This is a genomic window from Bacteroides sp. OF04-15BH (assembly GCF_003477995.1).
Lineage (GTDB): Bacteria > Bacteroidota > Bacteroidia > Bacteroidales > Bacteroidaceae > Paraprevotella.
In genome coordinates, this window is sequence record NZ_QUEM01000029.1 from 19,216 (window position 1) to 38,074 (window position 18,859).

The 18,859-nt window shown below is 47.5% G+C and carries 15 protein-coding genes and 1 riboswitch; of the genes, 7 read left to right on the forward strand and 8 right to left on the reverse strand.

The genetic code is table 11. The annotated features are described in order from the left end of the window. Positions 1-57: 57 nt before the first annotated feature. Together DXA74_RS12265 and DXA74_RS12270 are read left to right on the forward strand one after the other, a co-directional pair. A complete protein-coding gene (locus DXA74_RS12265) occupies positions 58-2,841 on the forward strand; it encodes a TonB-dependent receptor (RefSeq protein ID WP_118528014.1) in 2,784 nt (927 codons plus the stop codon). Between the two features lie 21 nt (positions 2,842-2,862). Next, positions 2,863-3,789, forward strand: a complete 927-nt coding sequence (locus tag DXA74_RS12270; protein WP_118528016.1) for a metallophosphoesterase — start codon at positions 2,863-2,865, stop codon at positions 3,787-3,789. Positions 3,790-3,984: 195 nt separating this feature from the next. On the opposite strand, the gene DXA74_RS12275 is transcribed toward DXA74_RS12270, so the two are convergent. The 5 genes from DXA74_RS12275 to DXA74_RS12295 form a co-directional block, all read right to left on the reverse strand. Further along, entirely contained in the window at positions 3,985-7,395 is a 3,411-nt protein-coding gene (locus DXA74_RS12275; protein ID WP_158576068.1) for a sialidase family protein, read from the reverse strand. 212 nt (positions 7,396-7,607) lie between these two features. Then, entirely contained in the window at positions 7,608-8,597 is a 990-nt protein-coding gene (locus DXA74_RS12280) for a Gfo/Idh/MocA family protein (protein WP_118528020.1), read from the reverse strand. 53 nt (positions 8,598-8,650) lie between these two features. Beyond that, positions 8,651-9,154, reverse strand: a complete 504-nt coding sequence (locus tag DXA74_RS12285; RefSeq protein WP_233550533.1) for a GNAT family N-acetyltransferase — start codon at positions 9,152-9,154, stop codon at positions 8,651-8,653. An 11-nt stretch (positions 9,155-9,165) separates the two neighbouring features. After that, positions 9,166-9,687 (reverse strand): NUDIX domain-containing protein, encoded by a 522-nt coding sequence (locus tag DXA74_RS12290; protein WP_118528066.1) that lies wholly within the window; start codon positions 9,685-9,687, stop codon positions 9,166-9,168. 16 nt (positions 9,688-9,703) lie between these two features. After that, complete coding sequence (locus DXA74_RS12295; protein WP_118528022.1) at positions 9,704-10,963, reverse strand: S-adenosylmethionine:tRNA ribosyltransferase-isomerase; 1,260 nt, start codon at positions 10,961-10,963, stop codon at positions 9,704-9,706. Between the two features lie 71 nt (positions 10,964-11,034). Here DXA74_RS12295 and DXA74_RS12300 point away from each other — a divergent pair, with 71 nt between their 5' ends. The 3 genes from DXA74_RS12300 (at position 11,035) to DXA74_RS12310 (ending at position 13,015) form a co-directional block, all read left to right on the forward strand. Next, positions 11,035-12,171 (forward strand): DUF2027 domain-containing protein, encoded by a 1,137-nt coding sequence (locus DXA74_RS12300; RefSeq protein ID WP_118528024.1) that lies wholly within the window; start codon positions 11,035-11,037, stop codon positions 12,169-12,171. Between the two features lie 12 nt (positions 12,172-12,183). Next, positions 12,184-12,390, forward strand: a complete 207-nt coding sequence (locus DXA74_RS12305) for a hypothetical protein (protein ID WP_118528026.1) — start codon at positions 12,184-12,186, stop codon at positions 12,388-12,390. A gap of 136 nt (positions 12,391-12,526) precedes the next feature. Next, positions 12,527-13,015 (forward strand): C40 family peptidase, encoded by a 489-nt coding sequence (locus tag DXA74_RS12310; protein WP_118528028.1) that lies wholly within the window; start codon positions 12,527-12,529, stop codon positions 13,013-13,015. A gap of 160 nt (positions 13,016-13,175) precedes the next feature. Here the strand turns inward: DXA74_RS12310 and DXA74_RS12315 are convergent, their stop codons facing one another. From DXA74_RS12315 to DXA74_RS12325, 3 genes are read right to left on the reverse strand one after another with little or no spacing between them, the layout of a single operon-like run. Continuing rightward, on the reverse strand, positions 13,176-13,733 hold the full coding sequence (locus tag DXA74_RS12315; RefSeq protein ID WP_370448508.1) for a phosphatase PAP2 family protein: 558 nt from the start codon (positions 13,731-13,733) through the stop codon (positions 13,176-13,178). Continuing rightward, the gene (locus DXA74_RS12320; RefSeq protein ID WP_118528032.1) at positions 13,730-14,110 is read right to left on the reverse strand and encodes a diacylglycerol kinase family protein; all 381 of its coding nucleotides are present in this window, start codon (positions 14,108-14,110) and stop codon (positions 13,730-13,732) included. Before DXA74_RS12320 ends, DXA74_RS12315 begins: the two co-directional genes overlap by 4 nt. A 6-nt stretch (positions 14,111-14,116) precedes the next feature. Further along, the gene (locus DXA74_RS12325; RefSeq protein ID WP_118528034.1) at positions 14,117-14,872 is read right to left on the reverse strand and encodes an exodeoxyribonuclease III; all 756 of its coding nucleotides are present in this window, start codon (positions 14,870-14,872) and stop codon (positions 14,117-14,119) included. 153 nt (positions 14,873-15,025) lie between these two features. On the opposite strand from DXA74_RS12325, the gene DXA74_RS12330 reads away from it, so the two are divergent. Continuing rightward, positions 15,026-16,078 (forward strand): endonuclease/exonuclease/phosphatase family protein, encoded by a 1,053-nt coding sequence (locus tag DXA74_RS12330; protein WP_118528036.1) that lies wholly within the window; start codon positions 15,026-15,028, stop codon positions 16,076-16,078. A 207-nt stretch (positions 16,079-16,285) separates the two neighbouring features. Then, a riboswitch (cobalamin riboswitch) is annotated at positions 16,286-16,493 on the forward strand. Between the two features lie 147 nt (positions 16,494-16,640). Continuing rightward, positions 16,641-18,854: an anaerobic ribonucleoside triphosphate reductase gene (locus DXA74_RS12335; RefSeq protein ID WP_118528038.1), complete on the forward strand. Its 2,214-nt coding sequence runs from the start codon at positions 16,641-16,643 to the stop codon at positions 18,852-18,854. Positions 18,855-18,859: the final 5 nt, after the last annotated feature.

Genomic DNA, 18,859 nt, shown 5'->3' on the forward strand with positions numbered 1-18,859 from the left:
GTAACAACCTGCTTCTACATTTGCAGCGCAATTAGGATAACAAAAATTAAACAGGTTATGAATCATTTTACAAAAGCATTTTTAATCAGCACTATTCTGTTGGGTAGTCAGCAAACATTTGCAGATGTAGTTACCGAACCGGTAAGCACAGAAAATCAAACAATCGTAAGAGGTAGAGTTCTGGATGCCGATCAGCAGGCCTTGCCGGGAGCTTATATCCGTCTGGAAGACGGAAGCTGCACGGTGAGTGACGTCAACGGTTATTACATCATGCCTAATGTAAAGCCGGGAAAGCATAATGTGAAGGTAAGCTATGTAGGCTTCACCCCGATGAGCTTCACCATTACTGTTTCTCAGAACAAGACTCTGGTGAAGAACATCACCCTGCAAGACAACTCTTATCTGAAGGAAGTGACCGTTCTGGGTGCCTTTTCCGACCAGCAGCGTGCGCTGAACATGCAGAAGAACAATCTGAATATTACCAATATCGTATCTGCCGACCAGGTAGGCAAATTCCCGGATTCAAATATCGGTGATGCCTTGAAGCGTATCAACGGTCTGAGTGTGCAGTACGACCAGGGCGAGGCGCGCTTCGGACAGATCCGTGGTACTTCTCCGGATTTGAGCAGCGTCACCGTAAACGGCAACCGTCTGCCTTCTGCCGAATCTGATGCCCGTAACGTACAGTTGGACCTGATTCCGGCCGATATGATCCAGACAATAGAAGTCAGCAAGGTGGTCACTCCGGATATGGATGGCGATGCCATCGGTGGTAGTGTCAATCTGGTGACCAAGAATACACCGTCCAAGCGCATCACCAACTTCACCTTCGGTACCGGTGGCAGCTTTATCAGCGGAAAACCGAACTGGAATCTGGGTGCCACTTACGGCGACCGTTTCCTGAACAACAAACTCGGTCTGTTGCTTTCTGCCTCTTATCAGTATAATCCGATCGGTTCAGACAATACCGAATTTGAATACGACGAGGACGGAGGAAAAGTATTCCTGACCGATATGGAAATCCGCCAATACTACGTCACCCGTCAGAGACAAAGCTATTCTCTGGCTTTGGACTATGATTTCAATGCCAATCATAAAGTGTTCTTCAAGAGCATCTACAACCGTCGTCACGACTGGGAGAACCGTTACAAACGTTCCTTTGAGGATTTGGCCGACGGTGAAGGCGAAATGAAAACTGTCATGGAAACCAAAGGTGGTACTCCCGACAATAAGAATGCACGTTTGGAGTTGCAGCAGACTATGGACTTCACTTTGGGCGGTAACCACCAGTTCGGCCGTCTGAAGTCTGACTGGTCAGTAGCCTACTCAAGAGCTTCTGAAAGCCGTCCGAACGAGCGTTATATCGGTATGGAGCTGAAAGACCAGACCTTTACCATCAATCAGGACGATTTGAGAAAGCCTTATGTCACCACCTTGCCCAGCATTATGGAAGCCAAGCTGGACGAAATTACGGAAAGCAACCAGGAAATCTACGAAAACGACATCAAGGCAAAGCTGGATTTTGAGTTGCCTATTCTGAGCGGTAACTTCCAGAACAAATTCAAGTTCGGAGGTAAGTTCAGCAAGAAAGACAAGAAGAACGACGTAGACTTCTATGAATACAGTCCGGTGGACGAGGATAAGTTCATGGCCGATGTGCAGAAGAACTTCGTGGACCAGACCCGCGACGGCTTCATGGCCGGCGACCAGTATAAGGCCGGTGAGTTCGTAAGCAATACTTATCTGGGTAGCCTGGATCTGAACAACAGCAGTCTTTTCGAGAAAAAAGAAGTAAAAGAGGAAGAGGCAGAGAACTATAATGCAACCGAGCAGGTAGGTGCCGCCTACATCCGCTTCGACCAGCAGTTGGGCAGAAACCTGCAGATGATGGCCGGCTTGCGTATGGAACATACCAACGTGGAATATCAGGGTTATGAATATACTTACTGGGAAGAAGGTGACGACGAATTCGAGAGCCTCAAACAAACCGCTCCAGCCGGAAAGAGCTACATCAACTGGCTGCCAAGCTTCCTGTTGAAGTATGAGCCGGCTCAGGATCTGAAAATCCGTGCTTCATACACCAAGACTCTGGCCCGTCCTAAATACATTTCTCTGGTGCCGAATCTCATCATCGACCGCAGCAAGAATGAAATGGAAATGGGTAACCCGAACCTGAACCCGGCTACTTCACACAACCTTGACCTGAGTTTTGACTACTATTTCAAGTCTATTGGTCTGGCCAGTGTAGGTGTCTTCTATAAGAAAATCAATGATTTCATCGTAGAGCAGGTTGTAGAGGACTACAGTTTCAACGGAAATGTCTATGATGAAATGAAGCAGTCAAAGAATGCCGGTAATGCCGACTTGCTGGGTGTTGAGGTAGCCTTGCAGCGTGACTTCGGGTTCATCTCTCCAAAACTGAAGTGCCTCGGTTTCTACGGAACCTATACTTATACACACACCAAAGTGAACAACTTCAACTTCGAAGGACGCGAGAACGAGAAAGACCTGCCGATGCCGGGCTCACCGGAACACACCGCCAACGCTTCTCTGTACTACGACAACAAGGGTGTGAATATCCGTCTGTCATACAACTTCACTTCTGAGTTTATTGACGAAATGGGTTCTTGTGCCGCTTTGGACCGTTACTATGACCGCGTAAGTTATCTGGACCTGAACGCCAGCTACACTCTGAACAAGAAATTCAAGACCACCTTCTTTGCCGAAGCAACCAACTTGCTGAACCAGCCACTGCGCTACTACTGCGGCGACAAGGACCGCACCATGCAGGTTGAATACTATGGTCCGAGAATCAATGCCGGTGTGAAAATCAATTTCTAACCATACACTATTTGAAGATTTATGAAAAAACTATTTATTGCACTGGGATTATTGGTCAGCCTGACCCTGTCGGCACAGACAAACCGCTGGGACAGCCTGAAAAATGAAATAAACTTCTTTATGGCCAATGATCTGGGACGCAACGGATACTACGAACAGAAACCGATAGCCCGTCTGATGGGTGAGATGGCCGAAGCTATCGGACCTGAGGCGGTACTGGCTGCCGGAGATGTGCATCATTTCGACGGTGTGGCCTCTACTCAGGATCCCCTTTGGATCAGTAATTACGAAGCCATCTACGATCATCCGGAACTGATGATCAGCTGGCTGCCTATTTTAGGTAACCACGAATATCGTGGAAATACCCAGGCCGTAATGGACTACTCCAAGATCAGTCGCCGCTGGGAGATGCCGGCGCGTTATTACACCAAAGTCTTCAATGAGGATGGAACCACCGTTCGTTTTGTTTTCATCGATACTACCCCACTCATTGACAAATATCGCAATGAATCGGACAAGTACGCAGATGCCTGCAAGCAGGATATCGATGCTCAGTTGAAATGGCTGGACCAGACTCTGAAGGAAGCCAAGGAAAACTGGATTATCGTAGTAGGCCATCATCCTATTTTCGCAGAAACTCCGAAAGAGGAAAGCGAAAGACAGGATATGCAGAAACGGGTAAACAGCATTCTGGAAAAATATCCGGTAGATATGTACGTTTGCGGCCATATCCACAACTTCCAACATCTCAAACCTCAGGGTTCCAAAATCGACTATGTGGTCAACTCTTCTGCCTCACTGGCCAGAAAGGTGAACCCGATCAAAGGTACTGTGTATTGCAGTCCGAAAGAAGGTTTCAGCGTGTTCGGTATGAATCAGAAAGAACTCAAGATGTATCTCATTGATAAAGAAGGCAACGTTCTTCACACCATTACACGAACTAAGTAACCATTCTTTTATTCTATAAAATTTCTGATGATCTCTCTCCGAAAAGTCAAACGATCTTTCGGGGAGAGTTTTTTATGTCTCCTTGGCATTTAGATAGAAATAAAAAACAGGGGATGTGCCGGTTTCCCGACGCAGCCCCTGTTTCTCCTACAACAGAACCAAACGGAGTTCTGTTGTCATATCTTTCAGACTGTTTTAGAACAATACTTTCTTTCCAGACTTGGTGATATAAACACCCTTGCTAGGCAAAGCAACACGACGGCCCTGCAAGTCATAATAAATCTTGTCCTCGCTCTTATCAGACTCAATCTGGTCAATAGCAGTCGGAGTTTCTGCCTCCAGTTCATAGCTGTCGCCTACATAAGTGAAACTCCAGGCAGAACCGGTGTTCGGCTTATAATCGTTCCAACGTACAACTACTGAACCGTTCTGCTGTGCATGCACCGGATCACCAGTACCGTTGGTCTTAATGATAAACTGTCCTTCAGTAGCCGGATTGGTTGAAGCCACATTCAGATGATCTGCACCCCAGAATGTCTTTCCAGAACTTACATTGGTTACTACATAATCACCATTGGCCATAGTCTTGCTGGTTACATCGGCAAACTTCCACCACATCTGCTTATCCTTCAAATCGGTCTTCTTGAAATATAAGGTACCGGTGTTGTTATCGTAAATAGACATTCCTACACCATAAGTCGGATGCATGTTATTGATGGTGAATACCGGCCAGTTGCAAGAGTTCTTCAGTTTGATGACTGCATTACCCAACTCGTCGATGGTTTCAATAGTTGCTTCGTCATAAGCAGCCTGCAAGTCGTTATAAACAGAAGTCGGATACTCTCCGTAAGCTGGAGTTGTGGCATGCTTGTCTGCCAATTCATCCAATACAGCCTGTGCCTCGGCCTTTGCAATTTCCAAAGCTCTCTCAGCCTCATCAATCTCACCATGAATTGCCGGGTCGTACATGGTATATGCATCACCGGTCAACTCTTCGATGCTGATCGGACGGTAAACCATACAATAGTTATTCGGTCCTTCCTCATAGAAGAAGCCTAACTTCTTGTCCGGTTGGATGCACATGGTTGAATATGCGCCCTTGGCATTCTCAAACAGCATGCCGCGAGTCCATCCGGTAGCCAAAGCCTTGGTTTCATTCATGCTGTAGGCATCGAATATCTTATAGAAGATACATACATTGCTTCGTGCCTCATCACCACTGTTGATTTGTCCATAAGGTACAGACTGAATCATCATATAGTGGAACGACTCATCATCCTTCTTGATAACCTTTACCAATTGGATTTCTCCATTAGTAGAGTTACTATTAAATGCCAGACCACCTTCTACATCATTAGAAGAAACAACGCCTAACCATTTTCCGGCAGCAGTAGCGGCATTGGTGTACTTGTAAATATTGAAATAACGTCCGCTATACTTACGGCTGCTCAATACAACGCTACCATCCGGCAATTCCTCGCACTTAGGCTCATCACCGGAAGGAGCACAACTGGTTGCATTACCACCCAGAACGGCCCAAGTCTTACCGAAGTCATCTGAATAGATTACATAGTTACCGCCCGGACGGGTGCAGAGGGCAGCATACAGACGATAGTACTCGCCCACCTTAGTCACACGTGACTGACAGATTTTACCGGCACCGATGAACTGACCCTGTGAGTTTGGCAGCAAGGCATACATCTGCTCGGTGATGTCTTCCGGCTTGCTCCAGGTCTTTCCGTTATCTTCACTATACAAGCGAGCAGAACGCAACGGATTTTCACGATTTCCATAAGAGTAGAACTGGTTTCCAGTACAACACATGATGAGGATCTTTCCGGTTTCACTGTCTGTTACTACAGCTGCATCTCCATAACCGCAATCCTTGGCACCGCTCACGCCACTACCCACAGCGATGTTAAACTGATCACTCCAAGTTGCGCCGTTATCATCACTGATACGTCCTACGATATCTACATGACCAAAACCGATATCATTGTTACACCAACGGAAATCTGAGATAGCCAATACCTTATTGTCTTTTGTGGTAGTAATGGCCGGGATACGATAAGGATGGCCTTGATATCCTGGACTATAGAACAGATATTGTGAAGGGTCCTCAGTATCTACATCATAAACAGCTGTAATATTCTTCAAAGAAGCATCAAAAGGCAGATTCTTAATGGTATCCTGCAACTCACCGCCATTTACCTGGAATCCTTTAAACTTGTAGCCTCTGTACTGAGTTCCACTCAACATGAAATTCAATTTCACATTATCTGCCAGATAGAACTTCTGGCCTTCGGTCTGTGACAGATTCACATTGATCAGATTGCTAACAGAACCCAACTCCATTTTCAGCTGTCCGATATTGGTATTCAAAGCCTTCGGTGTGCCGTTGACAACCACCTGGAATGTCAGCGCGTTTTCACCGGCTTTCTGGAAATTCCAGATATTACCCTGATCTCCATTACCGTATAACTTCAATACCTGACCGGCTCCACCATAAGAGTTCAAGCCCCAAGCAGTATTTCCAACCGGAGAGATATTCCAACCGTTCTTGTTTACCAGATGCCAGGTAGTGGCAGTAGCAGCAGCCTTCATGAAAGTAGCTGTACCATCGCCATAATTGGTTGAAGCGGTAGCCAAAGCCAAAGTCTCACCAGCAGCCTTATTATACAATTTGAAACCGTCGGCATTTCCTACCAGACACCACAACTGACTCTCGGTACCTAAATCAGAAGTTATTGTCTTAGGAGCTACATCGGCATACGACTCGCTCTCCGGCAAGCCCATTGCATAGGAAGCATTGGAATTCCAAGTGATACGAATCCACTTTTCTCCGTAAGTGGCACTGTAGACATTAAACTCGAATTTGGCAGTAATGGTACGATTCTCCGTGAGAGACGCAATCTCAACAGTCTTACCCAAAGCCTGCTCTCCCTCATAGAAACCGACAAACTCATACGGACTGGCCGGGTCATCCTCAGCAGTCAGAGTTGCCTCCTTGATGGTTTCACCGGAACCGAGAGCAAAACTGCATGCACCGGTATAAGACTTGCCATTCCAAGAGAAGGTAGCCTGAGCACCGGCCGGCTCTGTCTGAATGGTCAGGCTCTTGGCGTTTTCATCAACCACCTCAAAAATGTAGTCACTAGAGAATCCGCTTGAAACCTTGTCATAAGTCTTATCAGCCTGGTCAAAAGCTCCACCACCATTCTTGACCAGCAAATATCTGCTGGCAGCTACAGAATAAAGAGGCAGACATCCTTCATTGACTTTCTTAGTAGGATCAATCTTGAAATCATAGGCAGCATCCGACATGACCTTATGTCCCAGATACTTTCCGGCCTTGTTCTTAAAGCGATAGTTCTCACCGTTCTTTTCGCAAGTCCACTGATAATTGTCTCCACCTTTAGTTACCGACAATCTCAGGGTACCGTTGTCGTTGTAAAGGTAATAGTCTTCGTCAACACGGTTGGCGTTGACATTGTCACTCTTGATGTAATACGTCTTTCCAACTTCCGGCAGAATATCTGCTGCCCAAACAGAAGAAAAGATACACCCTACAAGCAAGAGCATCATTGTTGTAAAGATTTTCTTCATAAAAAATTTGGTTTTAATGGTTAGGTTATAAAGATTCTTTCTGCAAATATATATTATAAAATTGGTTTTTCCTTCTATTCTCAGAACATGTTGGAGGTAGTTTAACAAAAACTTCCTGCCCTGTATACAAAAAATCTGTCCGTTACCCGAAAAGGCAACGGACAGAGCCATTTATAACATCAAATCAGTAACTGCAGAATACTATTTCTATTTTATAGACGATCAGCCGGATAAGTCACGCCCCATTCCCTGCGCAATCCATCCAAAAGTTCCATGATATGCAGTGTCTCTGCATGAGGCATGTCTTCCGGCTCTATCATTCCCTTACGGATTGCTTCGATAGCAGCACGCACTTCATATTCATAGCCCGTGATCTGTGGAGGACAAGTATAGACTCCGGTCTGCTGATGACTGGCATCATATACCGTCACCGTTTGTGGATTGTTGATATTATCGATAACCAGATAGCCCTTATCTCCCGATACGACTCCCATACGGTCATTGGCGCAACGGGCTGTGGTCTGCATCACGGCCATCTGTCCTTCGGGATAAATAAATGTCATGCTGTTCTGCAAATCTACTCCCAGTTCGTTCTTGCTACAGCAGGACAGGATGCGCTCCGGCGCATTCCCAAAGATCATAAAAGCGAGATTGATGGGATAAACACCCAAATCGAGCAAAGCCCCTCCACACAATTCCGGCTTACGGATACGCTCCTTATCCTCTATCGGATACCCCAAGTTGGCAGTCAGCATATACGGACGGCCGATGAGTTCACCGGAATGTACCATCCGGACAATCTCTTTGGAAAAAGGCATGTAACGGGTCCAGATTGCCTCGCCGAGAAAAACCTTTCGTTCACGGGCCAAAGCCACCAACTCTTCTGCCTGCGCCTTATTGGCGGTAAATGTCTTTTCGCACAGCACAGCCTTGTCGTGGAGCAGACAAAAACGCACCTGTTCATAATGATGAGAATGAGGAGTGGCCACATAAATCAAATCCACATCGGGATCCTGTATCAGTTCCTCGTAAGAGCCATAAGCCTTTTCCACATTCCATTTATTCTGAAATTCTTGAGCTTTCTCCAGACTGCGCGAAGCAATGGCATAAAGATGCGCGTCTGGCATGCGGCGCACCGTTTCGGCCATCAAGGCCGCAATATGACCGGCACCAATGATACCGACCCGAAATAATTGATCCATATTTTTGTCCTTTCTAAAGTATATTGTTCGTTAATCCTGAAAACGATATTCATTTATTTTGCCGCTACCGGCAATAGTAACTGATAATCGGCGACATCAAGCCATGTGCCAAACTTCTGGCCTACTTCCCGAAAACGAGATACCGGAACAAAGCCCAGTTTCTCATGCAACTGCTCACTGGCTGTATTCGGACAGGTAATACAGGCTATCAAAGCATGTACCCCTTGCGCTTCGGCATCGGTTATCAGTTGTTTCATCAACCGTGAACCGATTCCCCGTCCTTTTTCATCGGGATGCACGTAAACGGTGGTTTCCCGCGTTCCGGCATAGGCTTCCTTCTCTTTCCAGCGATGCGCATAACAAAAGCCCACAACCCGTCCGTCGTCCTCACAGGTCCAGGCAATCCCTTCCTCACAAATGGCCTGCATTTTCCGGGCATAAGCCTCTGCATCCGGCACCTGCACATCAAATGTAATTGTGGTATGCTCAATATAATGGGCATAAATCTGCCGCATCGGCTCCCAGTCGGCAGGGATCATTCTCCGTATCACCATCATAACTCTTTTTCTTAAGCCTTCTCTTTTAAGAAGAAGCGTCGGTATTCCATTTCAAAATTAGGCGTAAAGACTCCCTGCTCCAGTTGTGCGGTTATATCTTCCAGTTTCCAGAAAGCACCACCATCGGTTTCTCCGCTTGGCGCAATCGGACCGGCACAAGTACACCGGTAAGTAAAGACCAGCTCCTTTTCCACGTCTGATTCGTAGACATAAGTTTCCAAAAGTACCGGTTCAAAGTCTTTCAGTCCGAGTTCTTCGGCCGCTTCGCGCTTCAGGGCCATTTCGGCGTTCTCGCCCAAATCCACATGTCCGCCTACAGCAGTATCCCATTTGCCCGGCTGTATGGTTTTCCATTCCGGACGTTTTTGCAGATAAAGTTCTCCGGCTTCATTGAATACATGCAGATGCACCACCGGATGCAATGGCTTGCTGCCATCGTGACATTCTTTGCGGGTAGCCGCTCCGATAAGCAGACCGTTTTCGTCTACCAAAGGCAGCATTTCTGTATCGTCGTCTTTCTTTGTCTGTATCATCATGTTCAATCTTTATTTAAGGAATCAGCAGAGAACTGTCACCATAACTCAGGAAACGGAAATCGTGTTCCAAAGCATAGTCATAAATCTTATGCCAGTCGCCATGCACAAAGGCGGATACCAGAAGCAACAGAGTGCTTTGCGGCTGATGGAAATTGGTGACCATCATCCGCACCACATGGTAAGTATAGCCCGGGGCGATGATAATCTGTGTGCTGGTGTGCAGGGCATTCAGTTCATTACGCTCCAGATAATCCAGGATATTCTGCAAGGCCTCCACGGTAGTCAAAGCCTCCGGACGTCCGTCGGGTTCGCTGCCCTGCGGACGGGTCTGCTCGGCATATTCGTAAGGAGTCCATTGCTGCACATGCAGTTCCTCTTCCGAAGCATCAGGATGAGCTGCCAGATACACGCCGATGTAATACAAGCTTTCCAGCGTACGTACTGAAGTCGTTCCCACAGCAATACAGGCTCCTCCGTGCGCAATCAGTTTTTCGATGGTCCGCTTGTTCACACAAATATATTCCGTATGCATTTCGTGTCCCTCGATTTCCTCGCTCTTCACAGGTTTGAAAGTACCGGCACCCACATGCAAGGTCACCTCCTCGCGGTCAATACCATGACGGTCCAAGGCTTCGAGCACCCGTTCTGTGAAATGCAGACCGGCAGTCGGTGCAGCTACACTTCCCTTGATTTTGGAATAAACGGTCTGATAAGTTTCCTTGTCACTCTCCTGAGTTTCCCGGTTCAAATACGGCGGAATCGGCAGTTCGCCCACAGCATCCAATATTTCAGCCCAAGTCACCTCATCACTGTTCCAGACAAAATCCACCTGATGACTGTTGCCGTGCATTTCGCCACGCGTCACGGTGAGTTCAATTTCCTGTCCGCGCACCGTAACGGTCCGCTTCAAGGCACCGCTTTTCCATTTCTTCAGGTTACCGATCATACAATACCAGCTGCAACTCCGAGTCTGCTGAAACATCAGCACATAGTCGTGCGGTACTGCAGGCTCCAGACAGAATACCTCGATCAGTGCGCCGGTTTCCTTACGGAAATGCAGGCGTGCCTGAATCACCTTCGTGTTGTTGAACACCATCAGAGCCCCTTCGGGCAGATACTGAGGCAGATTCACGAAAGTATCTTCCTGAACTTCCCCTTTACGATACAGCAAAAGTTTGGACGAATCGCGCTCGGCTAAAGGAAATTTAGCAATTCGCTCATCCGGTAAATGATAATTAAAGTCTTTTATCTTAATATGTTTGGTTTCTTCCATGACTAATCTTTTAATTTAATTGCAAAATTAATATATTTGCAGTAAGATATAATCAAAAAGTCAGTTAAATCATGAAGATAGGAGATAAAGTTAGATTCCTGAGCGAAGTAGGAGGCGGTGTCGTTACCGGCTTTCAGGACAAGGATACAGTGTTGGTACAGGATGAGGACGGCTTTGATATCCCCATGCTGATTCGTGAATGCGTCGTGGTAGATACCAACGACTATAATATAGCCAAAGTCAATACGGGCACCCGTACCATTGACATGAAGGGTTCTTACGGCAGCGGTTTTACCGGCGGCGGCACTCCCAGCAGCCGTTTCCGTGCAGAGAAACCGGACACTCTGGTACATGCCTTCGATGATGATGAGGATGACAAGCCCATCACTTTCGAGCCGCGCCCTTTGGAGCGTCGCGACGGTGACAAGCTGAACATCTTCCTGGCCTTTGTGCCGACCACTCCGAAGGAAATGACCAGCACCAAGTTTGAGGCATATCTGGTGAACGACACCAACTACTACCTGAACTTTGTGTATATGAGCGCCGAGGGCAACAGTTGGAAACTGCGTCATCAGGCCATCGTGGAACCGAATACCAAACTTTTTGTTGAAGAATTCGGACGCGAGGAACTGAACGACATGGAGCGCGTCTGTGTGCAGGCTACCGCCTACAAGAAGAACAAACCGTTCCTGATCAAGCCAACCATCAATGCCACTTTCCGTATCGACGCAGTGAAATTCTACAAGACACATACCTTCCAGCAGAGTGATTTCTTCGAGGAACCGGCTCTGATTTATGAGATTGTGCGCAACGATGTTCCGGCACGCGAGGTTTTCATTGATGCCGAGCAGATCAAGGAAGCACTGCTGAAAAAATCAACCGACGAAAAGCCGGTGCAGAAAGCCGGAAAACCGAAAAAGGATAACGGCATTCTGGAGGTGGATCTGCATATCACCGAACTGCTGGACAGCACAGCCGGATTGAGCAACCGCGAAATGCTGAACCGCCAGCTGGAAGAGTTCAACAAAGTGATGGAAGCCAACAAAGGACAGAAGAACCGTAAGATTGTCTTCATTCACGGAAAAGGTGAAGGCGTGCTGCGCAATGCCCTGATCAAGGAACTGAAGCACAAATACAAGAACTGTTCTTATCAGGATGCTTCTTTCCAGGAATATGGCTACGGAGCCACCATGGTAACCATTCATTAAAAACCGTGTATCATGAGAAAAATGCTTTGCCCGCAATGCAAAATCGGCGCCTTTTACGTGAAAAACGAGAAAGGCGACCGATGCCTGGTATATGTGGACGAGAACGGTGAGGTATATACCAAATATCCCACGGATTCCCTTGAAGGATTTGATACTACGGTGGTTTACTGTCTGGGATGTTCCTGGAGCGGTTCTCCGAAACGATTAATTAAATACTAGAGGTTTTTTATCAAAAAAGATTCGTAAAAGCCTTACTTTCTGTTAATTCATCCTTTTCATCTGCTATTTTTTTCGTAACTTTAAAGCGATAAAAAAATCATTAGTTGAATTGATTGAACAGAAAAAGTTATCATTTATGAAATATATCATCGCATTACTTCTATTTTGTTTTACAGCAACCACCCAGGCTTTAGGCCAGAGATTACTCACCGACGAAGCAAGTTCCGTTACTGGAGAAGAGATAGTAGAAAGAGCGATGAAATATATCGGAGTTCCTTATCGTAGTGGAAACATGAATCCGAAAATCGGATTTGACTGTTCCGGATTTACCACTTATGTATTTAAAAAGGAAAATATCCTACTGACCCGTTCTTCACGTACACAGTTTCAGGAAGGAACCAAAGTGGAAGACAAAAAGGAACTGCAAAAAGGTGACTTGGTATTTTTCGGAGGTTCCGGCTCAAAAAAGACCATTGGACATGTCGGTATTGTGACTGATGTCAATGAAGAAACCGGAGCATTTTCCTTCATCCATGCCAGCCGAAAAGGAATCTGCATCTCTTCGTCTACAGAGCCTTATTACAACAAGCGTTATGTAGGAGCCAGAAGAGTTCTGGAAGCTTAACCCTAATAAATAAAATAAAAAAAGGATCGGATTTATCCGGTCCTTTTTTGTTTTTCCATTACCGCCCCGTCAGTAATCCATTACTGTGCTGAAAGTAATCCATTACTGACGGGGCGGTAATCCATAAATCTTATAATATCAGTCAAAAAACAGCCTTGTTTCAGAACTTCATGGAAGCATAGAGTCCATAACAACCAGGGGCTGCAACAGGCGTCAACACCACATCGTGCTTGCGCATAAAGGGACGTGTATAGATATAACTGCTTCCTACACCGATGGCGGCACCCGCAGCCACATCCCACCAGTCGTGCTTCTTTCCGAACACGCGGGTCCAACCGACATAGGCCGACAGGGCGTATGCCGGTGCTCCCCACTTCCAGCCGTAACGGCGCTGGATGAAGGCTGCTGCCGTAAAGGCCGCAGAGGTATGCATCGAAGGAAAAGAATGGAAATCACTGTGGTCGGGACGTTCTTTCTTGACCAAGTACTTCAAGGCATAGGTCACACCTAGAGTGGTCACGCCCGACAGAGCGCCCTGCTTCAGTCCCTGCCAGTCTTTCTGCACCAGCACTGCGGTCAGGCCTGCTGCCGCCAGCATACCTACCGCCACATCACCGCTGGTACGCACACCCCGTTGTGCCGGAGTTGGCTGAAACTCCTGTGCCCGTACCGGCAAAAGGAACAGACACAAAAGGAACAATAAGGTTATTTTTTTCAGGACAACCATAATACAATTTTGGGAATAAAAATAATACAACCGATGATGGCCGCCGCAATGGCCAGAATCAGCACTGCACCGGATGCCAGATCCTTGGTGCGCTTGATGGCTTCGTCATACTCCTGAGTCACCCGATCGGCCAGGGCCTCTACTGCGGAATTGACCGCCTCGGCTGCCAGCACCATACCGATGGCAAAAATCACGGCCGTCCATTCGGTCACACTGATGTCGAAAAAGAAACCGGCCACAATCACGCACACTGCCGCAAAACAGTGTATCCAGGCATTGGCTTCCTGAGTAACCAGCAGAAAGATTCCGTGAAAGGCATAGCCGAAACTGCGCAAGCGCTTGCGCAAGGTAAAACCGTTATTCTTCATCGGAGATTAGAAATTGATCTGCACCTCTACCGGACAGTGGTCGGAACCGAAGATGTCGGTATGAATCTGGGCACTCTCGAGTTTCTCTTCCAGACGCGAAGACACCACAAAGTAGTCAATACGCCACCCGGCGTTCTTTTCACGCGCCTTGAAGCGGTAAGACCACCAGGAATAGATGTTCTCCATATCGGGATAGAAATAACGGAAAGAATCGGTAAAACCGCTGTCGAGCAGATTCTGGAACTGCTCGCGTTCCTCGTCCGTAAAACCGGCATTGCGACGGTTGGTCTTGGGGTTCTTCAAATCAATCTCCTTGTGAGCCACATTCAGGTCTCCGCACAGCACCACGGGCTTTTTGGCATCCAGTTCGCGGATATAGGCCTGAAAGTCGCGCTCCCACTCCATACGATAGTCCAAGCGTTTCAATCCGTCCTGTGAATTCGGGGTGTAGACGGTCACCATATAAAAGTCCGGCATCTCAAGTGTGATGACACGGCCTTCGTGGTCATGCACCTCTTTTCCGATTCCATAAGCCACCGACAACGGTTCGTGCTTTGTGAAAATCGCCGTACCCGAATAGCCTTTCTTTTCGGCATAGTTCCAGTAAGAATGATAGCCCTCAAACTCCAGATCCAACTGTCCGGCCTGCATCTTCGTTTCCTGCAGGCAGAAGAAATCCGCGTCCAGACGGGAAAACGCCTCGCGGAATCCTTTGTCGCAACAAGCCCGCAAGCCGTTGACATTCCATGATATAAACTTCATATTTCTTTCTTATAAAGGGTTAGTGCTGCAAAAATACGCTTTATTTCCTTCCGTTCAAAGAAATGGCCGGGCAATGACCCGCCTTGAAAAAGATTCATTAACTTTGCAGCACATTTCTTATCTTAATCCTAGAAAAACAAAATCATTTTACCGATGAAGAAAAATGCTTTTACTCTATTCCGGACTTTCTGTCTGGGACTGCTGCTGAGCGGCTGCTCCGTTTCGAAGGAAATCAGCATGCTGCAATTCAATATCTGGCAAGAGGGCACTATGGTGCCTCAGGGATACGAAGCCATTGTTCAGGAGATAGCCCGCCTGCAACCGGATTTTGTGATGCTGAGCGAAGTACGCAATTATCACGACACACGTTTCTGCGACCGCATCGTTCAGTCGCTTCAGGAAAAGGGACTGACGTATTATTCTTTCTACAGTTACGATTCCGGTCTGCTGAGCCGCCATCCCATCACCGATTCAGCCACCATCTTCCCCATCAAGGACGACCACGGTACCATCTACAAGTTGCGCACCACCCTGCACGGTCATCCTTGTGCGGTTTATACAGCGCACCTGGATTATCAGAACGATACCTATTATGAAGTGCGTGGATACGATGGCAACACCTGGCAAAAGATGGATGCCCCTCTGACCGACACCACGGAAATCCTGCGCAGAAACGCGCTGTCTCTACGTGATGAAGCAATACGGAACTTTACGACCGACGCACAAAAGGAAATAGCCAAGGGCAGTCTGGTCTTTCTGGGAGGGGACTTCAACGAACCGTCGCATCTGGACTGGACCGAAGCCACCAAAGACAGTGCCGACCATCATGGCGTCGTCATTTCCTGGCCGGCAACCAGCACCCTGCAACAGCACGGTTTCCGGGATGCCTACCGAACCCTATATCCCAACCCGGTAACGCATCCGGGATATACTTACCCCTCGGACAACCCGGCACTGGCACCCCAGAAAATCACCTGGACACCGGATGCCGACGAACGGGAGCGCATCGACTTTATATTCTATCATCCCCACAAGGCACTGAAACTGAAAGAAGCTGCCGTAGTAGGTCCCAAAGGATGTATCCGAAAAGGAAAGCGCGCTCCGGAACTTTCTCAAGATCCGTTTATCCTGCCACAGGACCAATGGCCTTCGGACCACAAAGGGGTGTGGGTAAAGTTCCGTCTAGATGCAAAAAAAAGTAAATAGCAAAAATATTTTTGTATTACTTTTTTACCAACAATCCGATTTGACGATTCGTTTAATAAATCCGCGTAGAAACCTGATTTCATTGGCGGTATAGGGGGGCGTATCATTTTACATTCTGTAATCAATACAAACCTAAGATAAAAACGAAAGTCAAGAAATAGAAAAATAAATACAGAAGATAGGTTTGGTTAGGTCTTCAAAAAGATATATCTTTGTCGTCGTTCAGGTGTTTGGCCGGGTATTCCTACCCGACAAATGAAAAGGGAATCGGGTGCAAATCCCGAACAGGCCCGCTGCTGTGAATCCTTTCACAAGACCTTGCCCACACCACAAAAAAGCCACTGGTTCGACACAGAACCGGGAAGGAAGCAAGGTTGGATAAGTCAGAAGACCTGCCTGAAGATATTGTATAATATGACTTCGCGGACTCAAGACATATTATGGGCAAAGATTTCTATCCGAGACATGACGGTCGTGGAACCAACAAACCCTAAAGAAAACAGGGTAAGGGGATTATTTGCTGAAAAACAAGCAATTAAACATTTAACATTGAAAAAAGTATATGATTCAGACGGTATTAAAGAGAGACGGGCGCATTGTTGAATTCAACAGTGAAAAGATCGTTACCGCCATACGAAAGGCTATGATGCAGACAGAACTGGGCGAAAACCTGGAGCTGGGCAGACACATTGCCGACCATATTGCTGCCAGAGGCAAATCACAGATGAGCGTGGAAGAAATTCAGGATGCTGTGGAAATCGAACTGATGAAAAGCAAAAGAAAGGATGTAGCTCAGAAGTACATCACTTACCGCAACCAGCGTTGCATCGCGCGAAAAGCCAAGACACGCGACATGTTCCTGGAAATCATCAACATCAAGTCAAACGATGTGACACGCGAGAACGCCAACATGAATGCCGATACTCCGGCAGGCATGATGATGAAGTTCGCCAGCGAAACCACCAAACCCTTTGTAGATGACTACCTTTTGAGCGAAGAGACCCGTCAGGCTGTAAAGAATAATTATCTGCACATTCACGATAAGGATTATTATCCAACCAAGAGCCTCACCTGCGTGCAGCATCCGCTGGACCATATCCTGAAAAACGGTTTCTCTGCCGGACACGGGGAATCCAGACCGGCCAAAAGAATCGAGACTGCCAGCATTCTGGGCTGTATCTCTCTGGAAACCGCACAGAACGAGATGCACGGTGGACAGGCCATTCCGGCTTTTGACTTCTATCTGGCTCCTTACGTGCGCGCCAGCTATATAGAGGAAGTGAAAATTCTGGAGGAACTGACCGGTGAAGACCTGAAGCACCTGTATGATGCGGAAATCGATGATTATCTGACCTTGCCTTTGGATGGCCTGCAGGGCGACGTACGCTTGAAACAGCATGCCATCAACAAAACCGTGGCCCGTGTGCATCAGTCAATGGAGGCGTTCATCCACAATATGAACACCATTCACTCACGCGGTGGAAACCAGGTGGTGTTCAGTTCCATCAATTACGGTACGGACACCTCGGCCGAAGGACGTTGCGTGATTCGCGAGTTGCTGACCAGCACTTACGAAGGTGTAGGTAACGGCGAAACGGCTATCTTCCCCATCCAGATCTGGAAAAAGAAAAGAGGAGTCAGCTATTTGCCGGAAGACCGGAACTACGACCTTTACTGCTATGCCTGCAAGGTAACAGCCCGTCGTTTCTTCCCGAACTTCATCAATCTGGATGCCACCTTCAACCAGCATGAGTTGTGGCGTGCCGACGATCCGAAACGCTATCTGTACGAAACCGCTACCATGGGATGCCGTACACGCGTATTCGAAAACTATTTCGGACCGAAGACTTCGGTAGGACGAGGCAACTTGTCTTTCTCAACCATCAACATTGTGCGCCTGGCCATTGAATGTATGGATATCAAGAACGAGGAGGATCGCATTGCCGCTTTCTTTGCGAAATTGGACCGCATGCTCGAAATCACAGCCAAGCAGCTGGACGACCGTTTCAAGTTCCAGGCAACAGCATTTGTCAAGCAGTTCCCGCTGCTGATGAGCTCGCTCTGGAACGGTTCCGAGAAACTGGATCCGAACGAAACCATTGCTCCGGTAATCAATCAGGGTACTTTGGGTATCGGATTCATCGGACTGGCCGAATGTCTGGTAGCACTCATCGGAAAGCATCATGGAGAGAGCGAGAAGGCTCAGGAACTGGGACTGCGCATCGTGACTTATATGCGCGACCGTGCCGCCGACTTCTCAAAGACTTATCAGCATAACTACAGTGTACTGGCAACACCGGCAGAGGGACTGGCCGGACGCTTCACCAAGATAGACCGTAAGAAGTTCGGTGTACTGCCGGGCATTACAGACCGCGATTACTACACGAACTCCAATCATGTGCCGGTATATTACAAGTGCAGCGCACGCCACAAGGCCGAAGTGGAAGCTCCGTATCACGACCTGACCCGAGGCGGACACATCTTCTATGTGGAGATTGACGGCGATGCTACCCACAATCCGGAAGTAATCATGCGCGTGGTGGACATGATGGACCGTTACAACATCGGTTACGGTTCTGTAAACCACAACCGCAACCGCTGCATGGACTGCGGTTATGAAAATGCTGACGATCATCTGGAGAAATGTCCGAAATGCGGCAGTACTCACATCGATCGCCTGCAGCGCATCACCGGTTATCTGGTAGGTACTACCGACCGCTGGAACCAGGGTAAGCTGGCCGAATTGAACGACCGTGTCATTCATACAAAAGACTAATTCAA

Excerpts from the sequence above, each read along its gene's own strand:
- DXA74_RS12265 (WP_118528014.1), top strand. The coding sequence starts at position 58 with ATGAATCATTTTACAAAAGCATTTTTAATCAGCACTATTCTGTTGGGT.
- DXA74_RS12270 (WP_118528016.1), top strand. The coding sequence starts at position 2,863 with ATGAAAAAACTATTTATTGCACTGGGATTATTGGTCAGCCTGACCCTG.
- DXA74_RS12275 (WP_158576068.1), bottom strand. The coding sequence starts at position 7,395 with ATGAAGAAAATCTTTACAACAATGATGCTCTTGCTTGTAGGGTGTATC.
- DXA74_RS12280 (WP_118528020.1), bottom strand. The coding sequence starts at position 8,597 with ATGGATCAATTATTTCGGGTCGGTATCATTGGTGCCGGTCATATTGCG.
- DXA74_RS12285 (WP_233550533.1), bottom strand. The coding sequence starts at position 9,154 with ATGATGGTGATACGGAGAATGATCCCTGCCGACTGGGAGCCGATGCGG.
- DXA74_RS12290 (WP_118528066.1), bottom strand. The coding sequence starts at position 9,687 with ATGATACAGACAAAGAAAGACGACGATACAGAAATGCTGCCTTTGGTA.
- DXA74_RS12295 (WP_118528022.1), bottom strand. The coding sequence starts at position 10,963 with ATGGAAGAAACCAAACATATTAAGATAAAAGACTTTAATTATCATTTA.
- DXA74_RS12300 (WP_118528024.1), top strand. The coding sequence starts at position 11,035 with ATGAAGATAGGAGATAAAGTTAGATTCCTGAGCGAAGTAGGAGGCGGT.
- DXA74_RS12305 (WP_118528026.1), top strand. The coding sequence starts at position 12,184 with ATGAGAAAAATGCTTTGCCCGCAATGCAAAATCGGCGCCTTTTACGTG.
- DXA74_RS12310 (WP_118528028.1), top strand. The coding sequence starts at position 12,527 with ATGAAATATATCATCGCATTACTTCTATTTTGTTTTACAGCAACCACC.
- DXA74_RS12320 (WP_118528032.1), bottom strand. The coding sequence starts at position 14,110 with ATGAAGAATAACGGTTTTACCTTGCGCAAGCGCTTGCGCAGTTTCGGC.
- DXA74_RS12325 (WP_118528034.1), bottom strand. The coding sequence starts at position 14,872 with ATGAAGTTTATATCATGGAATGTCAACGGCTTGCGGGCTTGTTGCGAC.
- DXA74_RS12330 (WP_118528036.1), top strand. The coding sequence starts at position 15,026 with ATGAAGAAAAATGCTTTTACTCTATTCCGGACTTTCTGTCTGGGACTG.
- DXA74_RS12335 (WP_118528038.1), top strand. The coding sequence starts at position 16,641 with ATGATTCAGACGGTATTAAAGAGAGACGGGCGCATTGTTGAATTCAAC.